This window comes from Cohnella caldifontis, assembly GCF_029360585.1.
Lineage (GTDB): Bacteria > Bacillota > Bacilli > Paenibacillales > Paenibacillaceae > Cohnella > Cohnella caldifontis.
The window spans coordinates 153,708-179,738 of record NZ_JAQZSJ010000007.1 but is presented as its reverse complement, the minus strand read 5'-3'; the positions used below and the strand labels follow the sequence as shown (position 1 = coordinate 179,738).

At 59.7% G+C, this 26,031-nt stretch carries 24 protein-coding genes; 22 read left to right on the top strand and 2 right to left on the bottom strand.

Translation table 11 applies throughout. The features are described 5' to 3' along the window. Positions 1-35: 35 nt before the first annotated feature. From PTZ19_RS12620 to PTZ19_RS12600, 5 genes are all read left to right on the top strand, one after another. Positions 36-1,100 carry a sulfate/molybdate ABC transporter ATP-binding protein gene (locus tag PTZ19_RS12620; protein WP_276354900.1) on the top strand — a complete coding sequence of 355 codons (1,065 nt, stop codon included), beginning with the start codon at positions 36-38 and terminating at the stop codon, positions 1,098-1,100. Then, a complete protein-coding gene (locus PTZ19_RS12615) occupies positions 1,087-2,148 on the top strand; it encodes a sulfate ABC transporter substrate-binding protein (protein WP_276354899.1) in 1,062 nt (353 codons plus the stop codon). Before PTZ19_RS12620 ends, PTZ19_RS12615 begins: the two co-directional genes overlap by 14 nt. A gap of 178 nt (positions 2,149-2,326) precedes the next feature. Continuing rightward, positions 2,327-3,289 carry a GNAT family N-acetyltransferase gene (locus PTZ19_RS12610; RefSeq protein WP_276354897.1) on the top strand — a complete coding sequence of 321 codons (963 nt, stop codon included), beginning with the start codon at positions 2,327-2,329 and terminating at the stop codon, positions 3,287-3,289. A gap of 15 nt (positions 3,290-3,304) precedes the next feature. Next, entirely contained in the window at positions 3,305-3,823 is a 519-nt protein-coding gene (locus tag PTZ19_RS12605) for a YcxB family protein (protein WP_276354896.1), read from the top strand. Positions 3,824-3,947: 124 nt separating this feature from the next. Then, positions 3,948-4,364 (top strand): hypothetical protein, encoded by a 417-nt coding sequence (locus PTZ19_RS12600; RefSeq protein WP_276354895.1) that lies wholly within the window; start codon positions 3,948-3,950, stop codon positions 4,362-4,364. A 417-nt stretch (positions 4,365-4,781) separates the two neighbouring features. On the opposite strand, the gene PTZ19_RS12595 is transcribed toward PTZ19_RS12600, so the two are convergent. After that, positions 4,782-5,585 (bottom strand): Cof-type HAD-IIB family hydrolase, encoded by an 804-nt coding sequence (locus PTZ19_RS12595; RefSeq protein WP_276354894.1) that lies wholly within the window; start codon positions 5,583-5,585, stop codon positions 4,782-4,784. A 122-nt stretch (positions 5,586-5,707) separates the two neighbouring features. Here PTZ19_RS12595 and PTZ19_RS12590 point away from each other — a divergent pair, with 122 nt between their 5' ends. From PTZ19_RS12590 to PTZ19_RS12580, 3 genes are all read left to right on the top strand, one after another. Then, a complete protein-coding gene (locus PTZ19_RS12590) occupies positions 5,708-6,706 on the top strand; it encodes a Gfo/Idh/MocA family protein (protein WP_276354890.1) in 999 nt (332 codons plus the stop codon). Between the two features lie 501 nt (positions 6,707-7,207). Continuing rightward, the gene (locus PTZ19_RS12585) at positions 7,208-7,915 is read left to right on the top strand and encodes a Crp/Fnr family transcriptional regulator (protein WP_276354888.1); all 708 of its coding nucleotides are present in this window, start codon (positions 7,208-7,210) and stop codon (positions 7,913-7,915) included. A 25-nt stretch (positions 7,916-7,940) separates the two neighbouring features. Next, complete coding sequence (locus PTZ19_RS12580) at positions 7,941-8,369, top strand: DMT family transporter (RefSeq protein WP_276354887.1); 429 nt, start codon at positions 7,941-7,943, stop codon at positions 8,367-8,369. A gap of 107 nt (positions 8,370-8,476) precedes the next feature. Here PTZ19_RS12580 and PTZ19_RS12575 read toward each other — a convergent pair whose 3' ends face one another. Continuing rightward, positions 8,477-9,457, bottom strand: a complete 981-nt coding sequence (locus PTZ19_RS12575; RefSeq protein WP_276354886.1) for a nucleoside hydrolase — start codon at positions 9,455-9,457, stop codon at positions 8,477-8,479. 317 nt (positions 9,458-9,774) lie between these two features. Here PTZ19_RS12575 and PTZ19_RS12570 point away from each other — a divergent pair, with 317 nt between their 5' ends. The 14 genes from PTZ19_RS12570 to PTZ19_RS12505 all read left to right on the top strand — a co-directional run bounded on the left by PTZ19_RS12570 (position 9,775) and on the right by PTZ19_RS12505 (position 25,857). Then, positions 9,775-10,782 carry a LacI family DNA-binding transcriptional regulator gene (locus PTZ19_RS12570; RefSeq protein ID WP_276354885.1) on the top strand — a complete coding sequence of 336 codons (1,008 nt, stop codon included), beginning with the start codon at positions 9,775-9,777 and terminating at the stop codon, positions 10,780-10,782. Continuing rightward, positions 10,772-11,707, top strand: a complete 936-nt coding sequence (gene rbsK / locus PTZ19_RS12565; RefSeq protein ID WP_276354882.1) for a ribokinase — start codon at positions 10,772-10,774, stop codon at positions 11,705-11,707. The genes PTZ19_RS12570 and rbsK overlap by 11 nt, the downstream gene beginning before the upstream one ends. Positions 11,708-11,735: 28 nt before the next feature. Continuing rightward, positions 11,736-12,803 carry a BMP family lipoprotein gene (locus tag PTZ19_RS12560; protein ID WP_276354880.1) on the top strand — a complete coding sequence of 356 codons (1,068 nt, stop codon included), beginning with the start codon at positions 11,736-11,738 and terminating at the stop codon, positions 12,801-12,803. A gap of 73 nt (positions 12,804-12,876) precedes the next feature. Beyond that, positions 12,877-14,424: an ABC transporter ATP-binding protein gene (locus tag PTZ19_RS12555; RefSeq protein WP_276354878.1), complete on the top strand. Its 1,548-nt coding sequence runs from the start codon at positions 12,877-12,879 to the stop codon at positions 14,422-14,424. Then, positions 14,421-15,479, top strand: coding sequence for an ABC transporter permease (locus tag PTZ19_RS12550; protein ID WP_276354877.1), 1,059 nt, complete (start codon positions 14,421-14,423; stop codon positions 15,477-15,479). Before PTZ19_RS12555 ends, PTZ19_RS12550 begins: the two co-directional genes overlap by 4 nt. 1 nt (position 15,480) lies before the next feature. After that, a complete protein-coding gene (locus PTZ19_RS12545) occupies positions 15,481-16,413 on the top strand; it encodes an ABC transporter permease (RefSeq protein WP_276354876.1) in 933 nt (310 codons plus the stop codon). Positions 16,414-16,467: 54 nt separating this feature from the next. Continuing rightward, complete coding sequence (locus tag PTZ19_RS12540) at positions 16,468-17,412, top strand: nucleoside hydrolase (RefSeq protein WP_276354874.1); 945 nt, start codon at positions 16,468-16,470, stop codon at positions 17,410-17,412. A gap of 15 nt (positions 17,413-17,427) precedes the next feature. After that, positions 17,428-18,333: an EamA family transporter gene (locus PTZ19_RS12535; RefSeq protein ID WP_276354873.1), complete on the top strand. Its 906-nt coding sequence runs from the start codon at positions 17,428-17,430 to the stop codon at positions 18,331-18,333. A 4-nt stretch (positions 18,334-18,337) separates the two neighbouring features. Continuing rightward, positions 18,338-19,267 carry a nucleoside hydrolase gene (locus PTZ19_RS12530; protein ID WP_276354872.1) on the top strand — a complete coding sequence of 310 codons (930 nt, stop codon included), beginning with the start codon at positions 18,338-18,340 and terminating at the stop codon, positions 19,265-19,267. A 270-nt stretch (positions 19,268-19,537) separates the two neighbouring features. After that, positions 19,538-20,884 (top strand): GH1 family beta-glucosidase, encoded by a 1,347-nt coding sequence (locus PTZ19_RS12525; protein WP_276354871.1) that lies wholly within the window; start codon positions 19,538-19,540, stop codon positions 20,882-20,884. A gap of 64 nt (positions 20,885-20,948) precedes the next feature. After that, positions 20,949-21,977 carry a hypothetical protein gene (locus PTZ19_RS12520; RefSeq protein ID WP_276354868.1) on the top strand — a complete coding sequence of 343 codons (1,029 nt, stop codon included), beginning with the start codon at positions 20,949-20,951 and terminating at the stop codon, positions 21,975-21,977. A gap of 102 nt (positions 21,978-22,079) precedes the next feature. Beyond that, positions 22,080-23,861, top strand: coding sequence for a B12-binding domain-containing radical SAM protein (locus PTZ19_RS12515; protein WP_276354867.1), 1,782 nt, complete (start codon positions 22,080-22,082; stop codon positions 23,859-23,861). Further along, positions 23,858-24,850 (top strand): L-glyceraldehyde 3-phosphate reductase, encoded by a 993-nt coding sequence (gene mgrA, locus PTZ19_RS12510; protein WP_276354865.1) that lies wholly within the window; start codon positions 23,858-23,860, stop codon positions 24,848-24,850. Before PTZ19_RS12515 ends, mgrA begins: the two co-directional genes overlap by 4 nt. 47 nt (positions 24,851-24,897) lie before the next feature. Then, positions 24,898-25,857, top strand: a complete 960-nt coding sequence (locus tag PTZ19_RS12505; protein ID WP_276354863.1) for an acetylxylan esterase — start codon at positions 24,898-24,900, stop codon at positions 25,855-25,857. The last annotated feature ends 174 nt before the right edge of the window (positions 25,858-26,031 follow it).

The following is a 26,031-nucleotide window of genomic DNA, read 5'->3' as shown; positions in this document are numbered from 1 at the left end:
CGCTTGACTCGTTCAAGGAAAGAGGAGTGGTCGGCATGCACGTGGAAGTCCGGGGGCTCAACAAAAAATTCGGCGAATTCCATGCGGTGAAGAACGTCGATTTCTCGATCGCCAAAGGCCAGCTGATCGGCCTGCTCGGTCCCAGCGGAGGCGGGAAAACATCGATTCTCCGCATGCTGGCCGGCTTGGAAACGCCCGACAGCGGGGACATCCTGTTCCACGGCAAGCGGGTCAACGATCTGCCCCCGCAGGAGCGGGGAATCGGGTTCGTATTCCAGAACTACGCCCTGTTCAAGCACATGACGGTGGAAGGCAACATCGCGTTCGGGCTGGAGGTCAAGAAATGGCCGAAATCCCGCATCAAGGAGCGGGTAGCCGAGCTGGTCGAACTGACCGGACTCTCCGGTTTCGAGAAGCGCTACCCCCACCAGCTGTCGGGCGGGCAGCGCCAGCGCGTCGCGTTCGCCCGCGCATTGGCACCGGAGCCGCAGCTGCTGCTGCTGGACGAACCGTTCGCGGCGATCGACGCCAAAATCCGCCAGGAGCTTCGCTCTTGGCTGCGGGAAATGATCGACCGGCTCGGCATCACCTCGATCTTCGTCACGCACGACCAGGATGAGGCGATCGAAGTGGCCGACGAGATCATGATCATCAGCAAAGGGAACCTGGAGCAGAAAGGCACGCCTTGGGAGATCTACAAAAATCCGCAGACGCCGTTCGTGGCCAGCTTTATCGGGGAATCCACGATCGTCGAGGACGTCTCCTCGCTCCGCGGCTTCGAGGATGCCCGGGCTTGGCCCGGCACCAAGGGACTGATCCGGCCCGAATACGTCGAGATCGGCAAGCCCGAGGAATTCCAGATCCTGTCCGCGACCGAGACCGGCAGGGTCAAACATCTGCAATTCCGCGGCAGCGAGTGGCTGGTGGAACTGGAGGTCGGTTCGACCCGGCTCGTGACGTACCGTTCGCTCGAGAAGGAAGTGCTCCATCCGGGGGACGAAATCCAGGTGCTCGTGCACCGGGCGTATCTGTTCAACGACAACGACAGCTGGATCATGGAAAACAAGCTGAAGGAAGATCGGATGTATGTCGAAATTTAAAGGGGTTGCCCTTCTTCTGGCTCTCGTCCTGCTGCTGGCCGGCTGCGGAGGGACCCGAACGGGGGACGAGGGGGACGGAAGCGGCAGCGTTGCCGGCTCCTCCGCCAAAGGCGGGGTTACGCTCGTGATCGGCGCCTATTCGGTCGCCAAGGACGCGCTTGCCGACATTTTGCCGGCGTTTCAGAAGGAGTGGTTGGCCAAGACCGGCCAAAAGATCTCTTTCCAGGAATCGTATGAAGCGTCCGGCACCCAGGCAAGGGCGATCGTCGGCGGGTTCGAGGCGGACGTCACGCTGCTGGCGATGGAAGGCGACATGGACAAGATCGTCCAGGCGGGGCTGATGAACGGGGACTGGAAATCGGGGCCGGACGGCGGCATGGTGACGAGGTCCATCGTCGTGCTCGGCACCCGTCCCGGCAATCCGCTCGGGATCCGGGACTTCGAGGATTTGACCCGCCCCGGCGTGAAGGTGCTGTATCCGAACCCGAAAACGTCGGGCGGCGCCCAATGGGACATCAACGCCATCTACGGCGCCGGCTTGAAACGTTCGGAGCAGGAGACCGGCGCCAAAGACGAGGCGGCGGCCAAGCGGTTCCTGGAGGACGTCCACCGGAACGTCGAGTCCATGGACAAGAGCGGGCGCGCGTCCATGGCGGCGTTCGAGTACGGGGTCGGCGACGTCATCGTGACGTACGAGAACGAGCTGCTGGCGCGGATCGCCCAGGGGGTCCGCTACGACATCGTCGTGCCGGACAACACGATTCTCATCGAGAACCCCGCCGCGGTCGTGGACCGCAACGCGGATCGGCACGGCGTCCGGGAGGCGGCAGATGCTTTCGTCGAATTCCTGCATGGAAAGCAGGCGCAGGAGCTGTTCGCCAAACACGGGTTCCGTCCGGCGAACGCCGAGACGGCGGCCGAATGGAAGGATCGGGTTACGCAGCCCGCCGGCTTGTTCGACATCGGCTACCTCGGAGGATGGGACCGGGTCCGGCAAACGTTGTATTCCCCTCGGGGCGTATGGTATCAGGTATTGTCGGGAACGTGAAGCGCGGCCGCGGCCGCGCTTTTGCTTTTCGGAAGCTCCGCCCCCGCATTTTCGATAAACCCGCGTGTTTGCCGATGGATTTGTTCTTTCCCGCGAAAATCCCTAAAATAGAGGAAATGCGTCTTCATGGCGAGAAAATTTGAGGGAGAACGCAAACGCACATAAGGGGGATTTCCTTTTGCCCAGACCGACCAGTATCCGCATCGCAACCTTGATCTTGTACCTCCAATTGGCGCTGTCCGTGGCGATCCTGGCGCTGAACGTTCGATTGTTGATTTCCCCGCCGGCCGATCAGGCGGATAAAATCGCCCAACTGTCGGGCTCCCAGGTTGCCATCAACCTCATTCTCCTGATGATTCCGGCAGCGGCTGCCGTCGTCACGTTATGGGCGGTTCGGCGCAAAAAGCGGATGTCCGCCATCGTGGGGTCTTTCCTGTTGCTTCTCTCCGGCAGCATGATTTCGCAACCGATGATGTTCATGGGTGTCCTGTCGGCCTTCCTTTTGATCAGCCGTTCCGCGAGATTATATTTTACGGACATGCTTCCGTCTTCGGGTCCCATCGACGTGACTCCGTCGGCCGTGGAGGACGCGGAAACTTCGGACGACGGCGCGAAAGAAGTCGATCCTCAGCCCGCGCCCGTATCCCGCCTCTCGGTGGCGGAACCCGTCCTCGAAATCCGGGAAGCGGGTCCGGATGATGCGGAAACCGTGCACGCGCTGATGATGGAGGCATTCGAGGAATACCGCGCGGCGGTTCCGCCCTCGAGCGCGCTGGACGAAACGGCGGATTCGGTCCGCGAGAACTTGGCGAACGGGCAAGGAGCGGCCATTTTGTACGAGGACGACAAACCCGCGGCGATGGTACGCTATTCGGTGGAAGGCGATACGATTCAGTTTTTCCGGTTGTCGGTTCCGCCCGCCCGCAGACGAAGAGGATACGCCAAACGGCTGGTTCGCTGGATCGAGCAGCTGGGCGTAAGCAAAGGGCTGGACAAGTGCCGCTGCAAAGTGCGGCAGACGGTCCAGAACAACGTCGCGATGTACCAGGACATGGGGTACGAAATCGTGGACCAGGAGCTGGTCGTTCGCCCCCAAGGCTCCGTGAAGGCGCTGACGATGGAGAAAAAGCTGGGCGTATAAGGAGGAGCGATGCCGATGTCCGAAACGCAGCCGGGTCCCATCCGAATCCGCCTGAAAGCGGAAGACTATGCGGGTTTCCAGCTTTATCAAGGCCGCTGGCAGCTGGTCGGGATGTTTGTCTTCTACGCGTGCTTGTTCGTCCTGCTGGCCAAGTGGAGCGGATTGCTTCAAGCAGCGAGCGGACTCGCCGTCGTTATCCCGGCGGCTCTGATCGTCAGCGGGCTCATGGTCTGGTATCAAATCTACCGGATGCGGGTACGCTCGGGGAAGCGGTTCGAGGGCGAAGGCCTGTCCGGGCTGGAGCAGCAAATCGAGCTGGCGGAGACGGAAGTCCGCCATACCGCCGGCGGGCAAACGACAGGCTTGCCGTGGGACGAGATCCGCAAAGCCGCGGAGTCCTCCCGGGCCATCCTGATTTATTTCGCGAGCAATAAAGTGATTCTGCTGCCGAAACGGGATATCGCGGATCTAGCGGACGTCAAAGCGGCGCTGCGCCGCCATCTTCCGGCGTCGAAGCTCAGGCTGAAAGGTTAGGCAAGTCCCGGCTCCTGCGCGTGTCGCTTCCAGGCGTACGACAGCTTTTCCCGCTGCGGCGAGATCGGGATCCCGTTCGATCGGCAATTGCAGGTATCGCGTTGAAGGAAAGGCGGTGCGGGACATGCGGAGTGCGGCGGCGAATTTATTGTTCCGGCTGGGCATCGCGGTGTTCGCGTTTTTCCTGGCCGTGCTTGCGGTGCTCGTGATCGACGTTCGCGAGGGCGCCATGGTGATCGCCTGGCCTTATTTTGCCGTGGTCGGTTTATGGCTGTATGGCTGGTACGGGGTGCTCGGCTTGACGCTGGGGTCGTGGGTGCTGAACGCGCTGATCGGGCGGCTGCCGGACTTTCCCGGGCGGGCGGCCGCGAAAGCGGGTGCCGACCTCGTCGCCGGCGCCGCGGTGAGCTGGATTTTCTACGCCGGGAATTCCGTGTTCCTGTATTCCGGATTCGGCATCGCCGTGATCTATGCTTTGCTGGTGCGGCTGGGGGGCTGGTTCCGGAACGCATCTCGGCGAATCCCGGACGATGCGGATTAGTCAGGGGACGCAACGCGGAATATAATCGAAACGAGGCCGTTGGCGGCAATGCCAACGGCCTCGTTCGTACCCGCCTAACTCTTGCGCCAGCACGGTTTTCGGTCGAGTTAAGAAACTTTCTTTCTCAACGCTCGCAGTAAGCACGGTTTTCGACCGAGTTAAGAAACTTTCTTTCTCAACGCTCGCAGTAAGCACATGTTTTCGACCGAGTTAAGAAACTTTCTTCCTCAACGCTCGCAGTAAGCACATGTTTTCGACCGAGTTACGAAACTTTCTTCCTCAACGCTCGCAGTAAGCACATGTTTTCGACCGAGTTACGAAACTTTCTTCCTCAACGCTCGCAGTAAGCACATGTTTTCGACCGAGTTAAGAAACTTTCTTCCTCAACATGAGCGGGCACGTCGCCTCAATCACCGGTTAACCCAGCACGAACTTCTCCAGCACGTGCCGCACGCCGTCATCGTTGTTGCTTACGGGCGTGACGTAGTCCGCCAGCTCCTTCAGCCCGGGCACCGCGTTGGCCATGGCCACGCCGAGGCCGGCCGCCTCGATCATCTCGCGGTCGTTCCAGGCATCCCCGACGGCGATCGTTTCCTCCATCGGAATGCCGTAATGGGCGGCCAGAAAGCGCAAGGCATGTCCTTTCGTTCCTTCCCGGTGCAGCGCCTCCAAATAGTTGCTTTTGGATTTGGTCAGGTGAACGTCCGGACCCATGAGGTCCCGCAATTCGGGCATGATGCCGTCCAAATAAGCCGGCTCGTCGATGATCACCAGCTTCGTGTTCTTAGAGGCGGCGACCAACGAAGCGAAGTCCGGCACGATCGTATAAGGGATGTTGGATTGCTTGGCGTACGTTCTCAGCTTGTCGTTCTCTTCCGGAGCGTACAGCTTGTCGTCAATGTAGGTCTGCAAGTGCAACCCGCGTTCCCGGCAATATTCGCAGAGCCGGACGGCGGCGTCCGCCGGCACCGAGCGCTCGTACAGGACCGATTCGTCCAGCAAATTTTTGATCAAGGATCCTTGGTAGGTAATGATCGGAACGTTGAGTCCGACCTGCCCCGCGATCTGCCGCGCCGAATCGAACATCCGGCCCGTCGCGATCGTCAAATGGATGCCTTGGGCGATCGCCTTTCTCATGGCTTCCTTCGTGGTCTCGGTCACGGTCAGGTCGTCGGTCAGCAGCGTGTCGTCCAAATCCATGGCCATCAAGCGGTAAGGCATTCGTTTCATCCTTTCTGTCAGCAGCGCATATGCGTACCATTGTAGCGCAAAAGCTCCGGACGAGAAAGACCGCACCCTATGCTATAATGGGACAAAATGGGTAACGAAGGGATGAAACGCTGATGAAAAAATTGCGTTGGGGCATGCTGGGCGCGGCGAATATCGGGGACCGGGACGTTATTCCGGCGCTGCTCGCGTCGGAAACGGCGGAGCTGCTCGGCATCGCCAGCCGGGACCTGGGGAAGGCCCGCGCCAAGGCGGACCGGTATGGCGTGCCGAGAGCCTATGGCAGCTACGAGGAGCTGCTGGCGGATCCCGATATCGAGGCGGTTTACATCCCGCTGCCGAACCATCTCCACAAGCCGTGGACGATCGCCGCGGCTCAGGCCGGCAAGCACGTGCTCTGCGAGAAACCGCTGGCGCTGACGGCCGAGGAAGCGCGGGAAATGGCCGACGCGTGCCGGGCTGCCGGCGTGCATCTGGCGGAAGCGTTCATGTACCGCCATCATCCGCGGATCGCCCGGGTCAAGGAGATCCTGGCGAGCGGGGAAATCGGCCCCGTACGCGCCATCCAAGCGGCGTTCTCATACAACGGCGCGGGCAGCAAAGGCGACATCCGCCACGTGGCGGAATGGGGAGGCGGCGGCTTGTACGACGTCGGATGTTATCCCCTGAGCGCGGCCCGCTGGATCATGGGAACCGAACCGGAAGCCGTCACGGTACGGGCCTTGTTCTCGCCGGAGCACGGAGGCGTGGACATGATGGCTTCCGGCTTGGTGGAGTTTCCGGACGGCGTCGCCATGTCGTTCGATTGCGGCATGTGGGCCGCGGACCGCAACCGGCTGGAGATCGTCGGCTCGGAAGGACGGATCGTGCTGGAGCCCGCCTTCCTGCCGGGCCTGGAAAACGACGGCCTGACCGTGGAGGTCCGGGGCAGCGTCCGGAAGGAAGGACCGTACGGCGTCAACGCGTACGTGGTCCAAGCCGACCGATTCGCGCGCGTCGTCCGGGGACTCGAGCCGCCTGCCTATCCGGCCGAAGACGCGGTGGCCGGGATGCGCCTGCTCGAAGCCTGCCTTGCTTCCGCCAAGCGGGGCGAACGGATTCGGTTGGGGACGTAAGATTCGTTTGCTATGCCTGGCTACCGTGCCGGGCTTTTTTTTCTACGACTGACCCATTCGCATACCAGGTCGAAAAACATGGACACCATCAGGCTAAGGGACACAGAGGACGTTATCGGGGGCATTCCTCAACTTATCGTATTCTAACGGACACGATTGCACTTATTCAGCAAAAATACCGCTGATTAGCCGCGAAGTGGGGCGCTTAAGGTCCGTGTTGTCCGTTACGATTTGAAAAACGTTGACATTGCTCCAATAGCGGCTGTGGTGTCCGTAACGATCGGCATAAGGCAAATCTTCTGTATGTCAATTAGTCAACCGTAGTTTTTTTGCCCTCGGATCGATTCCGGCGTACATGGGCAGCGTCCGGAAACATCCCCGGCGATCGACTTGCTAGAAAAGGACATATGTCCTATTATGGCGAAACCATCATCCACTACACTTGGTTTTGCGGGAACTCCGGATCCTGCAGGACCGGGCTTGCGAAGAAGGTGCGCGGCATTGGAAAAGACCAAAGACGCGGCTGCGGTTGGGGCGATCCTGAAACGCTTAGGGCTGGACGGGGTATTCACCGAGGCCGGGGCGAGCCGAATGGAACTCCATACGTACGCGGATAAGGAGAAGGTTTGTACCTTCGGAGAACATCTGGACGGTCTCTATGTCGTCGCGGAGGGCCGGCTGAAAGTGTATCACTTGCTGCCGAGCGGAAAAACGATGCTTCTGCGTTTCTCCAAACCGCCGATGCTGATCGGGGACGCGGAATGGATGGGCAACGAACCCGCCGGCAACACGGTGGAAGCCGCGGGTAAGGCCACGCTGCTGTTTCTGTGCCGGAAAGACGCGATGAAGACGGAAATGGGCAATCCCGCGTTCCTGCAGTTCATGATCCGGAACCTCAGCCGGAAGCTTAACACGCTGGGCAACGCGTCTTCCTATAATCTGCTGTATCCCGCCGAAAACCGGGTGGCCAGCTATTTGCTGTCGCTGCTCCCGGAAGCCCGTCCGCACGGCGGGGAGAAGACGGAGGAAGAAATCCGCGTTTCCAATCTGATCGAAATGGCGGAAATGCTCGGGACCAGCTACCGCCACTTGAACCGGGTGCTTCGGCAATTGGAGGGGATCGGCGTCTTGGAGCGCCGCAGAGGAGTCATCAAAGTACTGGACGAAAGGCGTTTGCGGACGTTGGCGGACGACCGGCTGTACAAGTGAAGAACGAGCGGGGAGAGGGAATCGGATGGCAGGCGTTTTGCTATCGATTGTCGGCGGGATCGTGATCGCCATTCAAGGGGTCATGAACGCCAGAGTGAACGAGAAGGTCGGAATTTGGCTGACCACCACCTATGTGCATGCCACGGGATTCGTCCTTTCATTGTTGTTATACCTGTTGCTGAAAGGCGGCAGTCCCGGTCAGCTCGCGAACATCCAAAAAGGCTACATGATGGGCGGACTGCTGGGTGTCGCCATCATTTTCACCGTCACCCAGAGCATCGCCAAGCTCGGCCCGTCGTATTCGGTGGCGATCGTGCTCGTATCGCAGCTGCTGTTCGCTTTCCTGATCGACAGCCTCGGGCTGCTCGGCACGCCGAAAATCCCGTTGGAATGGAACCGGATCGCGGGTTTGGCCATCATGATCGCGGGCATTATCGTGTTCAAGTTCAAATAACGACAGGGCTTAAAAAACCTGGCCATCGCGGGCGATGGCCAGGTTTTTTGCGTGTGATTCGGAATGCATAAGTTACGCATTATCCGTGTCGTATTGCTTGGTTCGCGTCAAGATTTGGACAGATAGTGTTTCAGCATCCGCACGAATTTCTCGCGGTCGGCATCGAGCGCGATATAGGCGTTTTTCGGATAGTCCGGCAGCGCCCGGTTGTCCACGATCGTCATGCCGTCGGCAAAACCGCCGCTGATGTCCACGTCGATCCTGGCGAACCGGACTTCCTGGAGAACGGTCGGATCGATGACCGCCAGCACGGCGAGGGCGTCGTGAACGGGCGCGGAATCTTGCACCTTCATGGGCTGCGCGACGTTATACGCTTTGATCCGCTGATCGATCAAATCCGCCGTCGCGATCGCGGCGGGCGTGCCGATGCTCCGGATTTCCTTGCTCTCCTGGGCCGTAACGTACGCGGCGTGCGTGGCGTCCAGCGGAACGAGCGTAACCTTGCAGCCGCTCGTCAGCACGATCTGGGCTGCCTCCGGATCTTCCCAAATATTGAATTCGGCGGCCGATGTCGTATTGGTAATCCGATGGCCGCCGCCCATCAAGATGACTTCTTTGATCTTGGAAACGATGGCGGGCTCGATGCGGATCGCCATCGCCAGGTTCGTCAATGGACCGACCGGAACGATCGTGATGTCCCCATCGGAGGCCATCAGCGTGTCGATCAGCCAGGAGACCGCGTTCTGCGGCTGGGGCTTGATGGAGGCGGGGGGCAGCATGTCCAGGAAATCGGTATGGTATTCGACCTTTTTGCCGTCGACTTCGCCGACCTTCTGCGCTCTCGTCCATCCGTAACGGCCCGGGAACAGCCGTTTGACCATCGGAGCGGGGCACCCTTTGTACACCGGGACGTCGGAGCCCAGCAGCTGCACCGTGCGGAGAGTATTTTCCGTGGTGTTTTCGATGCCCTTGTTACCGTTTACAGAACAGATGCCGACGAGGTCGATTTCCGGAGCCAGGATGGCCATCATGATGGCGACGGCGTCGTCCGAGCCGGTATCCACATCCAGGATCACTTTTTGAGGCACGTTCATTCGCTCCTTTTCGATGGGGGCAGTGCGCCCGGAAATTTTGAGAAACCGGTTTCACGATAGATCAAAAAAAGAAATCGGCTTCGAATCAAAATCTATCACGTGAAATCAGATATTTCAAGTCGATTATTTTGAGAATCGAAGTCCGAGATCTGGGGGTGATGCTGAATAGCCTTGATTTAAAAGGACATTTCCGACTTTCTATCGATGCGGAACAAATCTCTTGCCTTTGTCGAATCGATGTGCTACATTCTCCATGGGAACGCTTTCTTATTCCACCTTCATTCAGAAACCGGTTTCTGGAGGTACTTTTAGTGAAAATTACCATCAATGACGTTGCGGCCCGCGCCCAAGTATCGAAGGCCACGGTATCCCGGGTGTTGAACCAAAACCCGCAAGTCAAGGAGGAGATCCGGCAGCGCGTACAGCAGGCGATCGAGGAACTGGGCTTCCGACCGAACGCCGTTGCCCGCAATCTGGCCAACAACACTTCCAACATGATCGGCCTCATCGTCCCGGACATGACCAACCCGTACTTTCCCGTGCTCGCGCGGGGAATCGAGGACGCCGCCCACATGTACGGCTATTCGCTCTTCATCAGCAACTCCGACAACGAACCCAAGATCGAGAGGGAATACATTCAAAGAATGGTCGAGCAGCAAGCCGCCGGCATCGTGCTGATCTCCTCGATCTTGAAAGAAGAACAGGTAACGGGTCTTTCGAGCTTGCGGACGCCGATCGTGCTTTGCGACCGTCTCGTTTCGGGCGCTCCTTTCGACGCGGTATCCATCGATAACCGCCAGGCGGCGTTTGACGCGGTCCGGTATTTGATCGGACTCGGACACCGGCGGATTTGCCACTTGGCCGGACCGAATTTCGTCCAGTCTTCCGAAATGCGCAAGCTGGGCTATTTGGCCGCCATGGAGGAAGCGGGCCTCGAACCTTTCTACAGCAACGGGGCCTTCCACTACGAATCCGGGGTCCAGCAGATGGAGGCGATTTTGAAAGAGTACCGCCCCACCGCGGTATTCGCCTCCAACGATTTGGTCGCCTACGGCGCCATTAACGTCATCGAGGACCGCGGGCTTAAAGTCCCGGACGACATTTCCGTCATCGGATGCGACGACATCCTGTTTTCCCGGATGAGCCGGCCGAAGCTGAGCACCATTTCGATTCCCGCGTACCAGATCGGCGTCACCGCGGTGAAGCTGCTGGACGAACGGGTTAAGGGGGTGAGGTCCGAAACGAAAAACGTGATTTTGAAACACGAGCTTGTACACAGAGAAACATGCAGTGGGGAGGACCGCACCTATGGGTTCTGAGATCGTGGTAGTGGGCAGCTTGAATATGGACATGGTGGTCAGCGTAGATCGAAAACCCGCGAAGGGCGAAACCTTGCTGGGTAAAAACTTCTTCATGAGCGCCGGAGGCAAAGGAGCCAATCAGGCGTACGCGGCCCGAAAGCAAGGCGCCGAGGTGTCGATGATCGGCAAAGTGGGACAAGACGTTTTCGGCGACCAACTTCTCCGCAACCTGGAGGAGATCGGAGTCGACGTCGGTCCCATCGGGCGAATCTCGGAAGAGGCAACAGGAATCGCCTTTATCACGCTCGACTCGTCAGGTGACAACAATATCATCGTTTCGCCCGGCGCCAATCAGCGTTTGACGCCGGAAGATATCCGGCGGCATGAACGGTTGATCGGCGAGGCGAAGCTGCTCATGGTGCAATTGGAAATTCCGCTCGAGACGGTTATGGAAGCGGTGTCGATCGCCAGCCGCCATGGGGTGAAGGTGTTGCTCGACCCGGCTCCGGCGCAGCCGATTCCGGACGATCTGCTTCAGAAAGTGGACTACATCGTCCCGAACGAAAGCGAAATTTCGCAATTGACCGGCATCGAAGTGCGCGACCGCGTATCGGCGAAGCTGGCGGCCGTGGAATTGCAGAGACGGGGGGTCAAAACCGTCTTCGCGAAACTGGGGGCAAGAGGCGTCGTCGTCGCCGAAGCGACCGGCAACCGTTACGTGGAAGCTTTCGCCGTGAAAGCCGTCGATACGACGGCGGCGGGGGATGCTTTCGCGGGGGCGATCGGAGCTTCGCTTATCGGCGGCAAGGACGTGTGGACCGCCGCCAAATTCGCGTCCGCCGTCGGGGCGATCACGGTTACGGGCAAAGGGGCGCAAGCCTCGATCCCGGATCTCGCGCAGACCGAATCCTTCATTCTTGAGGCTTTGCTGAAACAAAAATAATAAAAGGCACAGTCAAGGAGGACTACCTATGAAACGCATCGGTTGGCTGAAATTCACGGCATTGGCATTGGCATTCCTGATGGTGTTGGCAGGCTGCGGTAAAGGCGGCTCCGGTTCTTCGGCATCGGGGAACGACGGAGGAAACGCGGACGGCGGCAAAAAACTGAGCGCCGCTTTCTACGTGAACGGCACGCTGGGGGACAAAGGCTTCTTCGATTCCGCTCAAGTAGGCATGGAGAAAGCGCAGAAGGAACTGGGCTACGACATTAAAACCGTCGAGGGCGGCACGAACCAAGCCGACTGGGCGGCAGGCTTCGAGTCTCTCGTATCGAGCGGCAAATACGACGTCATCCTGACCGGCACCAGCCAGATGACGGAGATCGTCAAGGACGTCGCGGCGCGTTATCCGAAGCAGAAAATCGTATTCTTCGACGATAAGATCACGGACATCCCGAACGTTTACTCGATGCTGTTCTCGCAGAGCGAAGGTTCCTTCCTGGCGGGCGCGTTCGCGGCACTCGTAACGGAAAGCAAGGATCTGCCGAACGCCAACCCGGATAAGGTCATCGGCTTCGTCGGCGGCATGGACATCCCGATCATCAACGACTTCAAAGCGGGCTACGAGCAAGGCGCCCAATATGTCGATCCGGACGTGAAAATCGTCGCTTCCTTCATCGGCGACTTCGCGAACGCGCCGAAAGGCAAGGAATTGGCGCTGGCCCAATACAACACGCAAAAAGCGGACATCGTCTTCCAGGTGGCCGGCGGCGCAGGTCTCGGCGTGCTCGAGGCAAGCAAATCGGCAGGGAAATATTCGATCGGCGTGGACGGCAACCAGAACCCGCTGTACCCGGGCAACGTGCTGACTTCCATGATGAAGAACAACGACGCGGCGGTATATCGCGCGTTCGATCTGTTCAAACAAGGAACGCTGCCGTTCGGCAAAAACGAAGTCCTGGGCCTTAAAGAAGGCGGCGTAGGTCTCGCGAAAGACGATCTGTACGACAAGAACGTACCGCAAGCCATCAAGGACAAGATGAAAGAAATCGAAGACAAATTGTCCAGCGGCGAAATCCAAGTGAAGTCGATTCTGTAAGCGAATCGCGGCAGGTTGGGGGGCGACGCCCAGGCGCGCCCCTCCAATTTCACGAATCGGGGTGTGGATGACCATGACAATCCTGCTGGAAATGAAAGAGATCCACAAAGTGTATCCCAATGGGACAGCCGCAAACCGAGGCATCGACCTGACGGTGCGTGAAGGCGAAATCCATGCGCTTGTCGGGGAGAACGGAGCCGGAAAATCGACGCTCATGAAAATATTGTTCGGATTGGAAGCGCCTACAAGCGGGACGATCGCCTACCGGGGAAGCCCGCTCAAGCTGCAGGGACCGCGCGACGCGATCCGGCAGGGCATGGGCATGGTCCATCAGCATTTCATGCTCGCGCCTTCGCTGACCGTGGCGGAGAACATCGTGCTGGGCGACGAGCTTCGCCGGGGGCCGCTCTCCATGTTCCGCGATCAGCTGAAGGAACAGGACGAAATCCGCAAGCTGATCGAGACGTACGGGCTGAAAGTCGATCCGCTGGAGAAGGTCGAGCACATTCCGGTCGGGCAGAAGCAGCGGGTCGAAATTTTGAAAGTGCTGTACCGCGGCGCCAAGCTGATCATTCTCGACGAACCGACCGCCGTTCTGACGCCGCAGGAAACCGACGAATTGTTCCATTCGATCAAAGCGTTGATCGGCCAAGGGCATACGATCATTTTCATCACCCACAAGCTTCGAGAAGTGATGGAAATTTCCGATCGCGTGACGGTTCTGAGAGCCGGCAAAACGATCGCCACGCTGGAGACGAAAAACACGAACCAAGAGGAAATATCCCGCCTGATGGTTGGCAGAGACGTGCTGTTCAGCGTCGAGAAGCGGCCGGCCGAACCGAAAGATACGGTCTTGTCCGTTAGGCGTCTGAACGCGGTGAACGAGAAAGGCGCTCCGGTGCTGCGCGACGTGTCGCTCGAGATTCGCCAAGGAGAGATTTTGGGAATCGCGGGCGTGGAAGGCAACGGGCAGACGGAGCTCGTGGAAGTGCTGACCGGTCTCCATCCGGCCAGCTCCGGCGAAGCGCTCTATTTCGGGGAGAACCTGATCGGCAAAAGCGTCGCGGAAATCCGCGCGATGAAGGTCGGCCATGTGCCCGAGGACCGGCAGACGTCGGGGGCGTGCCTCACGTCCTCCATCGCGGAAAACCTGATTCTCGACCACTATCGGAATCCCGAATTCACCTGGGGTCCTTTCATCCATAAAAAGAAGATGAAAGAATTCGCGAAAGTCATGATGCAGTTGTTCGACGTTCGCGCCGCCAGCGAAGAAGCGATGGCGGGCTCCTTGTCCGGCGGCAACCTTCAGAAGGTCGTCATTGCCCGGGAATTGTCCAAAAACCCGAAGCTGTTGATCGCATCCCAGCCGACGCGGGGCGTCGATATCGGGGCGATCGAATTCATCCACCGCGAAATCGTGAAACGGCGGGACGGCGGAGCGGCCGTGCTGCTCGTATCCGCGGAGCTGTCCGAAGTCATGAGCCTGAGCGACCGGATTGCCGTGATTTATAACGGCGAGATCGTGGCGGTGCTGGACAATGACGAAAGCTTGACGGAACAGGAAATCGGCTACTACATGCTGGGCGTCAAGAAGCAGCAGAAGGAGGTGGCGGCGCCATGAAGACTTCGAAAACCTTATACTTGGATATCACCGGCATCGTGCTCGCGGCTTTGATCGCTTTGGTCTGCGGATTCGCCGTCATCCTGGTCACCAGCAGCGATCCGCTGGCGGCGATCAAGTCCTTGCTGGTGGACCCGCTCTCCAACTGGTTCAACGTCGGGACGATCCTGAACAAGGCCGTTCCGCTCATCTTCACGGGATTGGCGCTGTCCGTCGCGTTCCAATCGGGCGTATTCAGCATGGGGGCCGAAGGCCAGCTCTATGTCGGCGGTTTCCTCGGCTCCCTGATCGCCATCTCGCTGCCGGGACTGTCCCCCTGGATCCATTTGCCGCTCATTTTCGTTTGCGCGATGATCGGCGGCGCCTTGTTCGGCGCGATTCCCGGCTATTTGAAGGCGTACCTGAACGCCAACGAGATCGTGACGACGCTCATGCTCAACTTCGTCGCCACGCTGGGCACTTCCTATTTCGTCAACAACGTCTTTAAAGACCCGTCCAGCGGAGGCTACGCGCGCATGGAGTTCTTCGAGAAGGACTTGCTGCTCGGCAAAATCATCCCGGGCTTCTCCGCCCATGCCGGCATCCTGATCGCGATTCTCGCCGTCGTCGTCGTGCATCTGCTGATGTACAAGACGAAGCTCGGCTACGAACTCCGGCTGGTCGGCAAGAACAGCCAGTTCGCCGCCTACGGCGGAATCAAGACGAAACGCGTGATCATTTACAGCATCATGATCGGCGGCGCGCTGGCCGGATTGGCCGGCATCGTCGAAATTCTCGGCGTGCACGGCACGTACAAGGACAATTTCTCGAACGGACTCGGGTTCGACGGCATCATCATCGCGCTCTTGGCCCGCAACAATCCGATCGGCGTATTGGTGGCGGCTCTTTTCTACGCCTATATTCAAGTCGGGGCGCAGACGATGCAGATGGGCAGCGACATGCCGCGGGAGCTTGCGGTCATTATCCAGGTCATGCTCGTGCTGCTGGTGTCGGCCCAGGCGATCTTCACCTATTTGAAACAGCGCTACGCGAAAGATCAGAAGGCGGTGAAGTAGAATGTTGAACGCCATTTGGAATCAAATCGTGGATCTGACGATCGTCGTCGTTCTGTTCCGGTTCATGACGCCCATCCTGCTCGCGGCGCTGGGCGGCTTGATCTCGGATATCGCAGGCGTCATTAACATCAGCTTGGAAGGGCTCATGCTGCTGTCCGCCTTCACGTCCATCGCCGTATGTTCGGGAACGGGAAGCTGGGCGCTCGGCATCGCGGCAGGCGCGGCCGTGGCGGTGGCGGTCAGCTACGCCATCGGATTCTTCTCCATCCGCCTGAAGGTCGATATCATCATCGCGGGATTCGCCGTCAACATTTTCGGATCCGGCTTCACGATTTTCATGATGAATAAAATGTACGGGCAGGCAGGCAACTACAGCCCTCCGGACCTGCACAACATCCCGAACGTCAACATTCCGTTCCTGGAGCACGTTCCCGTGATCGGCAAGCTGCTCAGCGGGCACAGCTTGATGGTATGGGCCGCCTTCATTCTCGTCGCGTTCTGCGTCGCGCTCATTTACAAGACGCCGTACGGCGTCCATCTGCGGGCGGTCGGAGAGGCGCCGGACGCGGCCAAATCGGTCGGCATCCCGGTCCGGCGCGTCCAGTATTCCGCATTGGCTTGGAGCGGACTGTTCGCCGGGCTGGCCGGCGCTTATTTGTCGACGGGCATGACCAGCATGTTCGTCAAGGACATGACGGCGGGAACCGGATTTTTGGCGCTGGCGGTCGTGCTGCTGGGCAACCGCAATCCGATCGGGATTTTGATCGGTTCGTTCATCTTCGGCTTGGCCAGCGCGGTCACGACGATCGTGCAGACGATTCCGGGCAGCCAATACCCGACCCAGTTCATTCAGATGATTCCTTATGTCGTGACCATCCTGGCGCTCGTATTTTTCGCGCTTCGCAAGAAACGCAGGCATGCGCTGGCGGTTTAGCGCCGGCGTTATAGCGGAAACGATTCGAAACAACAAGACGGGAAGGTGACCTGCGTGTCGCAAGTCAACATGATTTTGGACGTGGATACCGGCATCGACGATTCGATTGCCTTGCTGCTGGCTTTGAAATCGGAAGACGTCCGGCTCCTGGGGATTACGACGGTATTCGGCAACGTCAGCGTAGAGCAAGCGACGGAGAACACCTTGCAGGTGGCGAACCTGGCGGGGCGCAGCGACGTCCCGGTCCTGATGGGCGCGGATCGGCCGCTGCTCGGGGAATGGGACGGACCGGTCGTCCATATCCACGGCCCTAACGGGGTCGGCGGCTATTCTTTTCCGGCGACGGATCGGAAACCCGGCAAGGAGAGGGCCGCCGATTTCATCGTGCGGACGGTGAACGAACATCCGCATGAACTGACGCTCGTTTTCGTCGGCAGGCTGACCAACCTGGCCCACGCGCTCGCGAAGGATCCCGGCATCGCAAGCCGGGTGAAACGGCTGGTGCTGATGGGGGGAGCGCTCCGCGCGCCCGGGAACGTCACCCCGGTATCGGAGGCGAACATCTGGGGGGACCCGGAAGCGGCCCGCCGCGTATTCGAGTCCGGCATGCCGATTACGATGGTCGGCCTGGACGTGACGATGGCCGTCAAGCTGAACGAAAGCCATATCGAGCGCGTCGTTCGGGAGATGGCTCCCGGAGGCGAGCGGCAAGCGGCATTCATCGAGCATATCTTGCGCTTCTATTTCTCGGCCTATGAGCGGGAAAACGGGATTTACGGCTCGCCCGCCCACGATCCGCTAGCGGTGGCGGTGGCGATCGATCCGTCGTTCGTCGAGACGGAAGAACACGACATCCGGATCGAAACCAAGGGGACGGTGTCTTACGGCGCGACGCTGTCCGACATGCGGGGGACTCCGAAGCGGACGAACGCTTCCGTCTGCGTCGCCGTAGACACGGAGCGGTTCACCGAATATCTCCTTCGGGTTTTGTGCCGGTAACGCAGGGAGAAAAGAATGCCATCGATTATCGTCGTTTTGCTTGGCGCGGCCAGTTACGGCTTGCTGTCGACCTTCGTCAAGCTGGCCTACCAGGCGGGTTTCACGCCGGGCGAGGTGATCGGAAGCCAGGCGACGCTGGGCTTCGCGCTAATGCTGGCCGTATGGGCGGCCTTCCGTTTGCGGAAAGGCAAACAAGCGTCTTCCCGGGCCGGCTTGCGGGTTTGGCTGTCGCTGATCCCCGTCGGCGCGGCCAATGCGCTGACCAGCGTCTTCTACTACATGGCGCTGCAGGAGATTCCCGCCTCGCTGGCCGTCGTTCTCCTGTTCCAATTCACTTGGATCGGCGTGTTGATCGAATCCGCGATCACCCGGAGAAAACCCGGCTACGAGAAAGTGCTCGCGCTTATCGTCGTCGGCGCGGGCACGATCCTAGCCGGAGGGCTCGCGGACGGAGGCTGGAATCGGTTCACCTGGGCGGGCCTTGCGTTCGGTCTGCTGTCGGCCGTGACGTATTCCCTGGTGATCGTGTTAAGCGGGAAAATGGCGGTCGAGGTTCATCCGATTCCCCGCAGCGCCGTCATGCTCTTCTTCTCGATGGCGGTCACCTTAACGGTATTTCCGCCGACGTATTTGACCGGAGGCGCGCTGTCCCATGGCTTGTTGGGATGGGGACTGCTGCTCGCCCTGTTCGGTTACGTCATTCCGCCGCTGCTGTTTGCCATCGGCGTGCCCAAAACCGGCGGCACGCTCGCATCCATCCTCAGCTCGGCGGAATTGCCGGTCGCGGTGCTCATGTCGCGCCTGGCGCTCGGCGAGACCGTGACGCTTGCCCAGTGGGCAGGCGTACTGACGATCCTGGCCGGCATCGCGCTGCCGGAATGGCTGCATCGCAAATTCGCGAAACAATTGGGGAGGTCCTAAACACATGAAACCCGTCATCCTGGACGTCGATACCGGCATCGACGATACCCTGGCCATCGCTTACGCCGCCCATTCCCCCGAACTGGAACTGATCGGGCTCACGACGTGTTTCGGCAATATTTCGCTGGAAGACGCGACCCGCAACTCCTTGCTCGTGCTGGAGAGTTTGGGAATAGACGTGCCGGTTTACCCGGGCGCGTCAAAGCCGCTGTTCCGGGACTTTTTGAAGAAGTTCGCCACCGAGGTTCACGGCGACGACGGGTTGGGAAACACGGTGCAACGGGCGCCGGCAGGGAAGGCGCAGTCTACTCCGGCGGCCCGCTTTCTGGTGGACGCGGTTCGAAGCCGTCCGAAGCAAGTGACGATTATCGCCGTGGGACCGCTGACCAACCTGGCGCTGGCCCTGATGAGCGATCCGGAATTCGCCGATTCGGTCGGCCAGGTGGTCATCATGGGCGGCGCCGTGACCGTTCCCGGCAACGTGACCCCGCACGCGGAAGCCAACATTTACGCCGATCCCGAGGCGGCCGAGTACGTGTTCCGTTCGGGTCTTCCGATCGTGCTGGTCGGACTCGACGTTACGATGCAGACGCTGCTGTCGCGGGACTGCGTGAACGAATGGAAACGGGCGGAAACGCCGCTGTCCGGTTTTTTGGCGGATGCCACGTCGTTCTACATCGACGCTTACGAGAGATTCCGTCCCGGAATCGGCGGCTGCGCGCTTCACGATCCGCTTGCGGTGGGCGTCGCGATCGATCCGACTTTCGTCCGCGCCGTTCCGATGCATGTCCAAGTCGATCTGGAAGGCATGTACTCGCTCGGCCGCACGATCGGCGACCGCAGAGCTTCCCCGCGCCTCGAGCCGAACATGCAGGTATGCCTCGAGGTGGACGCCGAGCGCTTCCTGAAGCATTTCCTGGAGCGAATCCTCTAAGACGGAATAAAGGTTGAATTTTCCGCCGCGATTTTCGCGGCGGTTTCGTTTGTGATTCAGAATTTATAAGTATCACGCATACTCATTTCTGAATCACCTCCGATAAAACGACATTCTCAGTGTCAATGAAGACGACGAAGTCATTTTTACTTGTCCGGCAGGAATAAAACGTTTTCCATCGAATAGGGTAAAGGTTGGGGGGCCGGGCGGCACGGGCACGTTCGCGCGGAGCCCGGCACCATTTTTCCGATCCGAATGGAGGAGTTCGACTTGGCTAGATTGGATTTTCCGAAAGATTTCGTATGGGGCACCGCGACGGCCTCTTATCAGATTGAAGGGGCGGCGAACGAAGGTGGGCGCGGTCCGTCGATATGGGACACGTTCTCGCGCACGCCCGGCAAAGTCGTGAACGGCGACACCGGCGACGTGGCCTGCGACAGCTACCACCGCTACGAGGAAGACATCGCGCTGCTCAAGAAGCTCGGCGTGAAGGCTTACCGCTTCTCGATCGCCTGGCCGCGGATTTTGCCTCAAGGGACCGGCGAAGTCAACCAAGAAGGTCTGGATTATTACGGCCGCGTCATCGACAAGCTGATAGAAGCCGGCATCGAGCCGTGCGTGACCCTGTATCATTGGGACTTGCCGCAGGCGTTGCAGGATCAAGGCGGCTGGGGCGTGCGTTCCACGATCGACGCTTTCGTGCGGTACGCGGAAATCGTTTTCCAAGCGTTCGGCGGCAAAGTGAAGCAATGGATCACGTTCAACGAAACGTGGTGCATCTCGTTCCTGTCCAACTACCTGGGCATTCACGCGCCCGGCCACCGGGATCTGCAGCTGGCGATGACGGTCGCCCATCATTGTTTGGTGGCGCACGGAAGAACCGTCCGGAAATTCCGGGAGATGGGCGTCAAAGGGGAAATCGGCACGACCCACAACCTGGCCTGGTGCGAACCGTACACGGATTCGCCGGAAGACGTCGCCGCCGCGCAACGGACCCGGGGCTGGAACAACGAATGGTTCATGGACCCGACGCTCAAAGGTACGTATCCGCAGTTCCTGGTCGATTGGTTCAAGTCCAAAGGCGCGGAAGCGCCGATCCAGCCGGGCGACATGGAGACGATCGCCCAGAAGATCGACTTCATCGGCATCAACTTCTACACCGGCAATTACGGCCGTTACCGGAAAGACTTCGGGGATTTCGATTACGAAGAAGTGCAGGTCGGCTTCGACCGCACGGACATCGGTTGGAACGTGTACCCGGAATCGCTGTTCAAGGCGTTGAAATGGGTTCACGACACGTACGGGGAGATCCCGATTTACATTACGGAGAACGGAGCTTGCTACAACGACGGGCCGTCTCCGGACGGCAAAATCCACGACGAGAAGCGGATCGATTACTACCGCATGCACTTTACCCAGTGCCACCGGGCGATCGCGTCCGGCGTGCCGCTCAAAGGCTATTTCGCTTGGTCGCTGCTCGACAACTTCGAATGGGCGGAAGGATATGCCATGCGTTTCGGCATCGTGTACACCAATTACGAGACGCTTACGCGTACGCCGAAGGACAGCTATTATTTCATCCAGAAAGTGATCGCCGAAAGCGGACTCGACGTCTAAATCCCGCAACCTGAAGCCGCATTGAATCGTCTAGTGAGCAAGGCAGATTCAAGGAGGCTTGCAAATGTCAGGATTCACGAGGGGACGCGGGGCTTTGCTAACCGCGCTTACGGCCGTCATCCTGCTGGCCGGCTGCGGCCAGAGATCCGAGCCCGCGGATCCCCAGGCGCCTACCGCTTCCGCCGTCCCGACCGAATCGAGCGCGCCTTCGGCAACCGAAAGCGGAAACCCTTCCCCTTCGCCCTCGCCGGACCAACCGACGATCGCGGATCAGTTCGTGGCGCGGGCATCCGGAGACGTCCGCGCGGACGATTTGCTGCAGGCGCTCGCGGATTCGCTGAAACGGACGGACAGCCCGGAGCAGGCCGACGCCATGCTTCGGGCCATGGAAAGCTACGCGGTCCGCAAGCTGCCCGACGCGGAAAACCGGCTGCAGGCCGATCAGGTCCAGCAGCAGTTGTCCGAACTGACTTTTCCGGTAACGAAGGAACAGATCGAAGACTTGAAGGACGACAGCTTGCGGGAGGATCTGCTGGAAATCGTGTCCGGCGGCTTCAAGCTGGATACGACCGAAGGCTACGTTTATCCCGTCGTCGATTACGCCGCGTTGTCCGCGCTGGCGTCCGGAGCGTCGGCCGGAATGAAGGACTATTTATCCCTCATGGCCGCGGAAACCGAACGGAAGACGGCCAGCGACGGCGGACTCGTCATTCCGCGGGAGGAGTTGCTCGCCCGCGCGCTGAACGCGGAAAACTTCGTCAAGCAATATCCGGACGCGCCGGAGCGCGATGCCGTAGCCCAGAAATTCACCAACTACTTGTTTATCTACTTGGTCGGGCTGAACAACACCCCGGTATTCGACTACGAGACCTACCATGTGCTGCCGGAAGTCCGGACGGAATGGGAGAAGACCGTGGCGGACCATCCGGGCACGGTGACCGCGAAGATGACGCAGCGGCTGCTCGAAATATTGGACAAAACGAAAGGCGCTTTGTTCGAGAAAGGCAAGGACGGCATGCAGGCGGACATCGCCGAAGTGAAGGCATTCCGGGACGGCTTGCAGATCGCGGCGAAGGCCGCATTGTCGGAATAAGCATGGCCGCAGCGCGGGAAGGGGGCAGGCTTCTGTCCTCTTCCCGCTTTTTCCGTTACAATGGGGAGTGTACGGAATTCGATAACGGAAGGACTTCATGCCATGAACGTCGTCGTCGCGGCGCTGAACGCGAAATACATTCACACGTCGCTGGCTCTGCGCTGCCTGAAGGCTTACTGCGCGGACGAATTCGACGTGCAGATGGCCGAATATACGATCAAGGACCCGGCGATGAGCATCGCGGCCGACTTGTTTGCCCGCAAGCCGGACGTCGTCGGGTTCTCCTGTTATATCTGGAACATCGAAGAAACGATCGCCGTCGCGGACATCCTGCGCAAAGTGCTCCCGAACGCGAAAATCGTGCTCGGGGGACCGGAGGTTTCCTACGATACCGCCGAGTGGATGGAGCGGCTGCCGGCCGTGGATTTCATCGTCATGGGCGAAGGGGAAGAGACGTTCCGGGATCTCCTCCGCCAAATCTCGGGAGAGCGGAAATACCATTTCGTGTTCGGGCTCGCTTACCGCAAAGGAGAAGAAACGGTGATCACGCCGGGAAGGCCGAAGCTGGATTTGGCCGCGCTCCCTTCGCCGCACCGTTTTCCGGAAGACGTCCCGTCGCTCCGCAACCGCGTCGTCTATTTCGAGACGAGCCGGGGCTGCCCGTTCAGCTGCCAGTTTTGCTTGTCCAGCATCGAGGTCGGCGTCCGCTACTTCGACATCGACCGGGTCAAGTCGGATTTGCTCTATCTCATCGACAACGGGGCGAAGCTGATCAAATTCGTGGACCGGACGTTCAACATCAAGCGCGAGTACGCGCTCGAAATGTTCCGGTTCCTGATCGAAAACCACAGGGGCTGCGTGTTCCAGTTCGAAATCACCGCGGACATCATGCGCCCGGAAGTGCTCGATTACCTGGCCGAGCATGCGCCGCCGGGCATTTTCCGGTTCGAGATCGGCGTGCAATCGACGAACGATCCGACGAATCTGGCCGTGCAGCGCAGGCAGAACTTCGCGAAGCTGACGCGGACGGTTACGAAAGTCAAGGAAAGCGGCAAGATCGACCAGCATCTCGACCTGATCGCCGGCCTGCCGCACGAGGATTACGATACGTTCCGCAAAACGTTCAACGACGTGTTCGCGCTTCGGCCGGAGGAACTGCAGCTGGGCTTCCTGAAAATGCTGCGGGGAACGGGGCTGCGGCTGGATGCGGAAAAATACGGCTACGTGTACATGGACCGCGCGCCCTATGAGATTTTGGGCAACGACCTGCTGCCGTTCTCGGACATCGTCCGGATCAAACGGGTGGAGGACGTGCTGGAGAAGTACTGGAACGCCCATCGCATGGACCGGACGATGGAATATCTGGTCTCCCGCGTCTACCCTTCGCCTTTCGATTTCTTCCAGCGTTTCGGCGATTATTGGGAGGAGCGGGGCTGGAGCCGGATCGGACATCAGCTGGAGGATTTGTTCGTCCGGCTATGGTCGTTTCTCCAGACGGACCGGCCGGATGGCTTGGACGAAGACGTGGCGCTGGCGCTGCTCAAAATCGACTATTTCCTGCAGCACAAGTACAAACCCCGCAAGACGTGGTGGGAGGATCGGTTGGGCAAGAAGGAATGGACGAGCGGCCTGAAATGGGCGGCGGAACGCCTCGGCACGGACGAGCGGGAGCTGCAGAAACGGGCAGCGCTCGACCGGCTGCCGTTCGATTACGGCGTCTGGCTGCAGGAAGGCAAGGTCGACCGGTCCGCCGGGACGGCGCTCGCCGTTCTGTACTCGGGCGAAGAAGCGCCGCCGAGGCTGGCCGCGCTGCCGCTCCCGGACGGGTGGGCGGCGGCGGAAGGCGATCATTCTAACGCAAATCGGGAAGGAGCTGGATCATGACTTATTTAGCGAGCGGAGAGCGTTACGCGGGGATGAAGTACAACCGCTGCGGGCGTTCCGGACTCAAGCTGCCGGTCGTTTCGTTGGGCCTGTGGCACAACTTCGGAGGGATCGACGCGTTCGAGAACGGGCGGGCTTTGGTGCGCCGGGCGTTCGATCTCGGCATCACCCATTTCGACCTCGCCAACAACTACGGGCCGCCTCCGGGATCGGCGGAGGAGATGTTCGGCCGCCTGCTGGCGACGGACATGAAGCCGTACCGCGACGAGATGGTCATTTCCACGAAGGCGGGCTACTACATGTGGCCGGGGCCGTACGGGGATTGGGGCTCGCGCAAATATTTGATTTCGAGCCTGGACCGGAGCCTGAAGCGGATGGGCCTGGATTACGTGGACATTTTCTACCACCATCGCCCCGATCCGGAGACGCCGCTGGAGGAAACGATGGGCGCGCTCGACCAGATCGTGCGCTCGGGCAAGGCGCTGTACGTCGGCATCTCCAACTACCGCGCGCCGGAAGCCCGCCGGGCGATCGAGATCCTGAAAAGCCTCGGAACGCCGCTGCTGATCCATCAGCCTCGTTACAGCATGTTCGACCGTTGGATCGAGGGCGAGCTGCTGGACGTGCTCGAGGAGAACGGCGTCGGTTCGATCGCTTTCTCGCCGCTGGAACAAGGGCTGCTGACGAACAAGTATTTGAACGGGATTCCGGCGGGCTCCCGCGCGGCGGGGGCTTCCGTGTTCCTGAACGAAAGCCATATCACGCCGGAGCGGGTCGAGAAAGTCCGCAAGCTGAACGAAATCGCGCAGGCGCGCGGGCAAACGCTGGCCCAGATGGCGCTCTCCTGGGTGCTGCGCGGCGAACGGGTCACCAGCGTGCTGATCGGCGCGAGCAAGGTAAGCCAGCTCGACGACAACGCCGCGATCGTGAACAACCTCGCGTTCGGCGAAGACGAGTTGGCGCGGATCGAGGAGATTTTGAAGGCATAACGGGCGGAATCGCGGATACCGCCATCCATATGCGGGGAGGTGCCGGCATGAGCCATTTCGTATCCCGCCGGATCGCGGAACTCGTGCAATACGTGCCTCCGCTGACGGCGCGGCCGGATTTGGAGCGCTACTGGCAAGAGACGCTGAAGGCATGCGCAGGCAAACCGTTGAACGCTTCCGCGGTTCGGGAAGAGACTCCGCTGGCGTATGCGGACGTCTATCGGGTCGAGTACGAAGGCTTCGACGACACCCGGATCCACGGATGGTACCTGCGCCCCCGGTTCGTGCCGGAAGGAAGGCGCTTGCCCTGCGCCGTCTGTTTTCACGGGTACGCCGGCAGCAAAGGCCAACCCGAGGATTACGCGGCATACCTGCTCATGGGGCTGGCGGTGTTCGCCGTGGACGTGCGCGGCCAGGGCGGGGAGACAGGCAACCGGCTGCCGCAGGATTACGGCATGACCAAAGGTTGGATCACGCAGGGGATTTTGGATCGCGATACTTGTTACTACAAGGCGATCACGCTGGATGCGCTGAAAGCCGTGCAATGGGCGGCGGAGCGGGATGACGTGGACGCTTCGCGGATTTGCGTGCTCGGCGGGAGCCAGGGCGGCGGCTTGACGCTCATGGCCGCGGCTTTGTCGGACATCCCGGCGCTCGCCGTGGCCCATATCCCGAACATGTGCCACATGGATTACGGCATCCTGAACTCCGCCGGCTCGCTGACCGAAGCCGCGGATTACGTCGCGCGATTCCCGGACCAACTGGAGACGGTGCTGGGGACGCTGAGTTACTTCGACGCGCTGAACCTGGCGCACCGGATCCGCGTCCCGACCCTATTGTCCTGCGGGCTCAAAGATCCGATCACGATGCCGGAAACGATTTACGCGGCCTACAACCGGATCGCATCGCCGAAGGAAATGCTCGTTTATCCGTTCTCCGGGCATCACGTCGGCGGCGATCAGAACCGGAAGGCGATGGCGTTCATCGCTTCGCGGTTCGGGTTGTAAAAAACTACCCATACTTATGACATGCGAAAGCCTTCCGTCTTCATCCGCAGATCTTCTGCTATCGGGGACGGAAGGCTTTTTTCGCATGCTTTCCATGGTTTCATTGACGCCTAATTTTAGGATTGACACGGTCATATTGGGATGTTACTCTAAATAAAATTAATCATATCGATA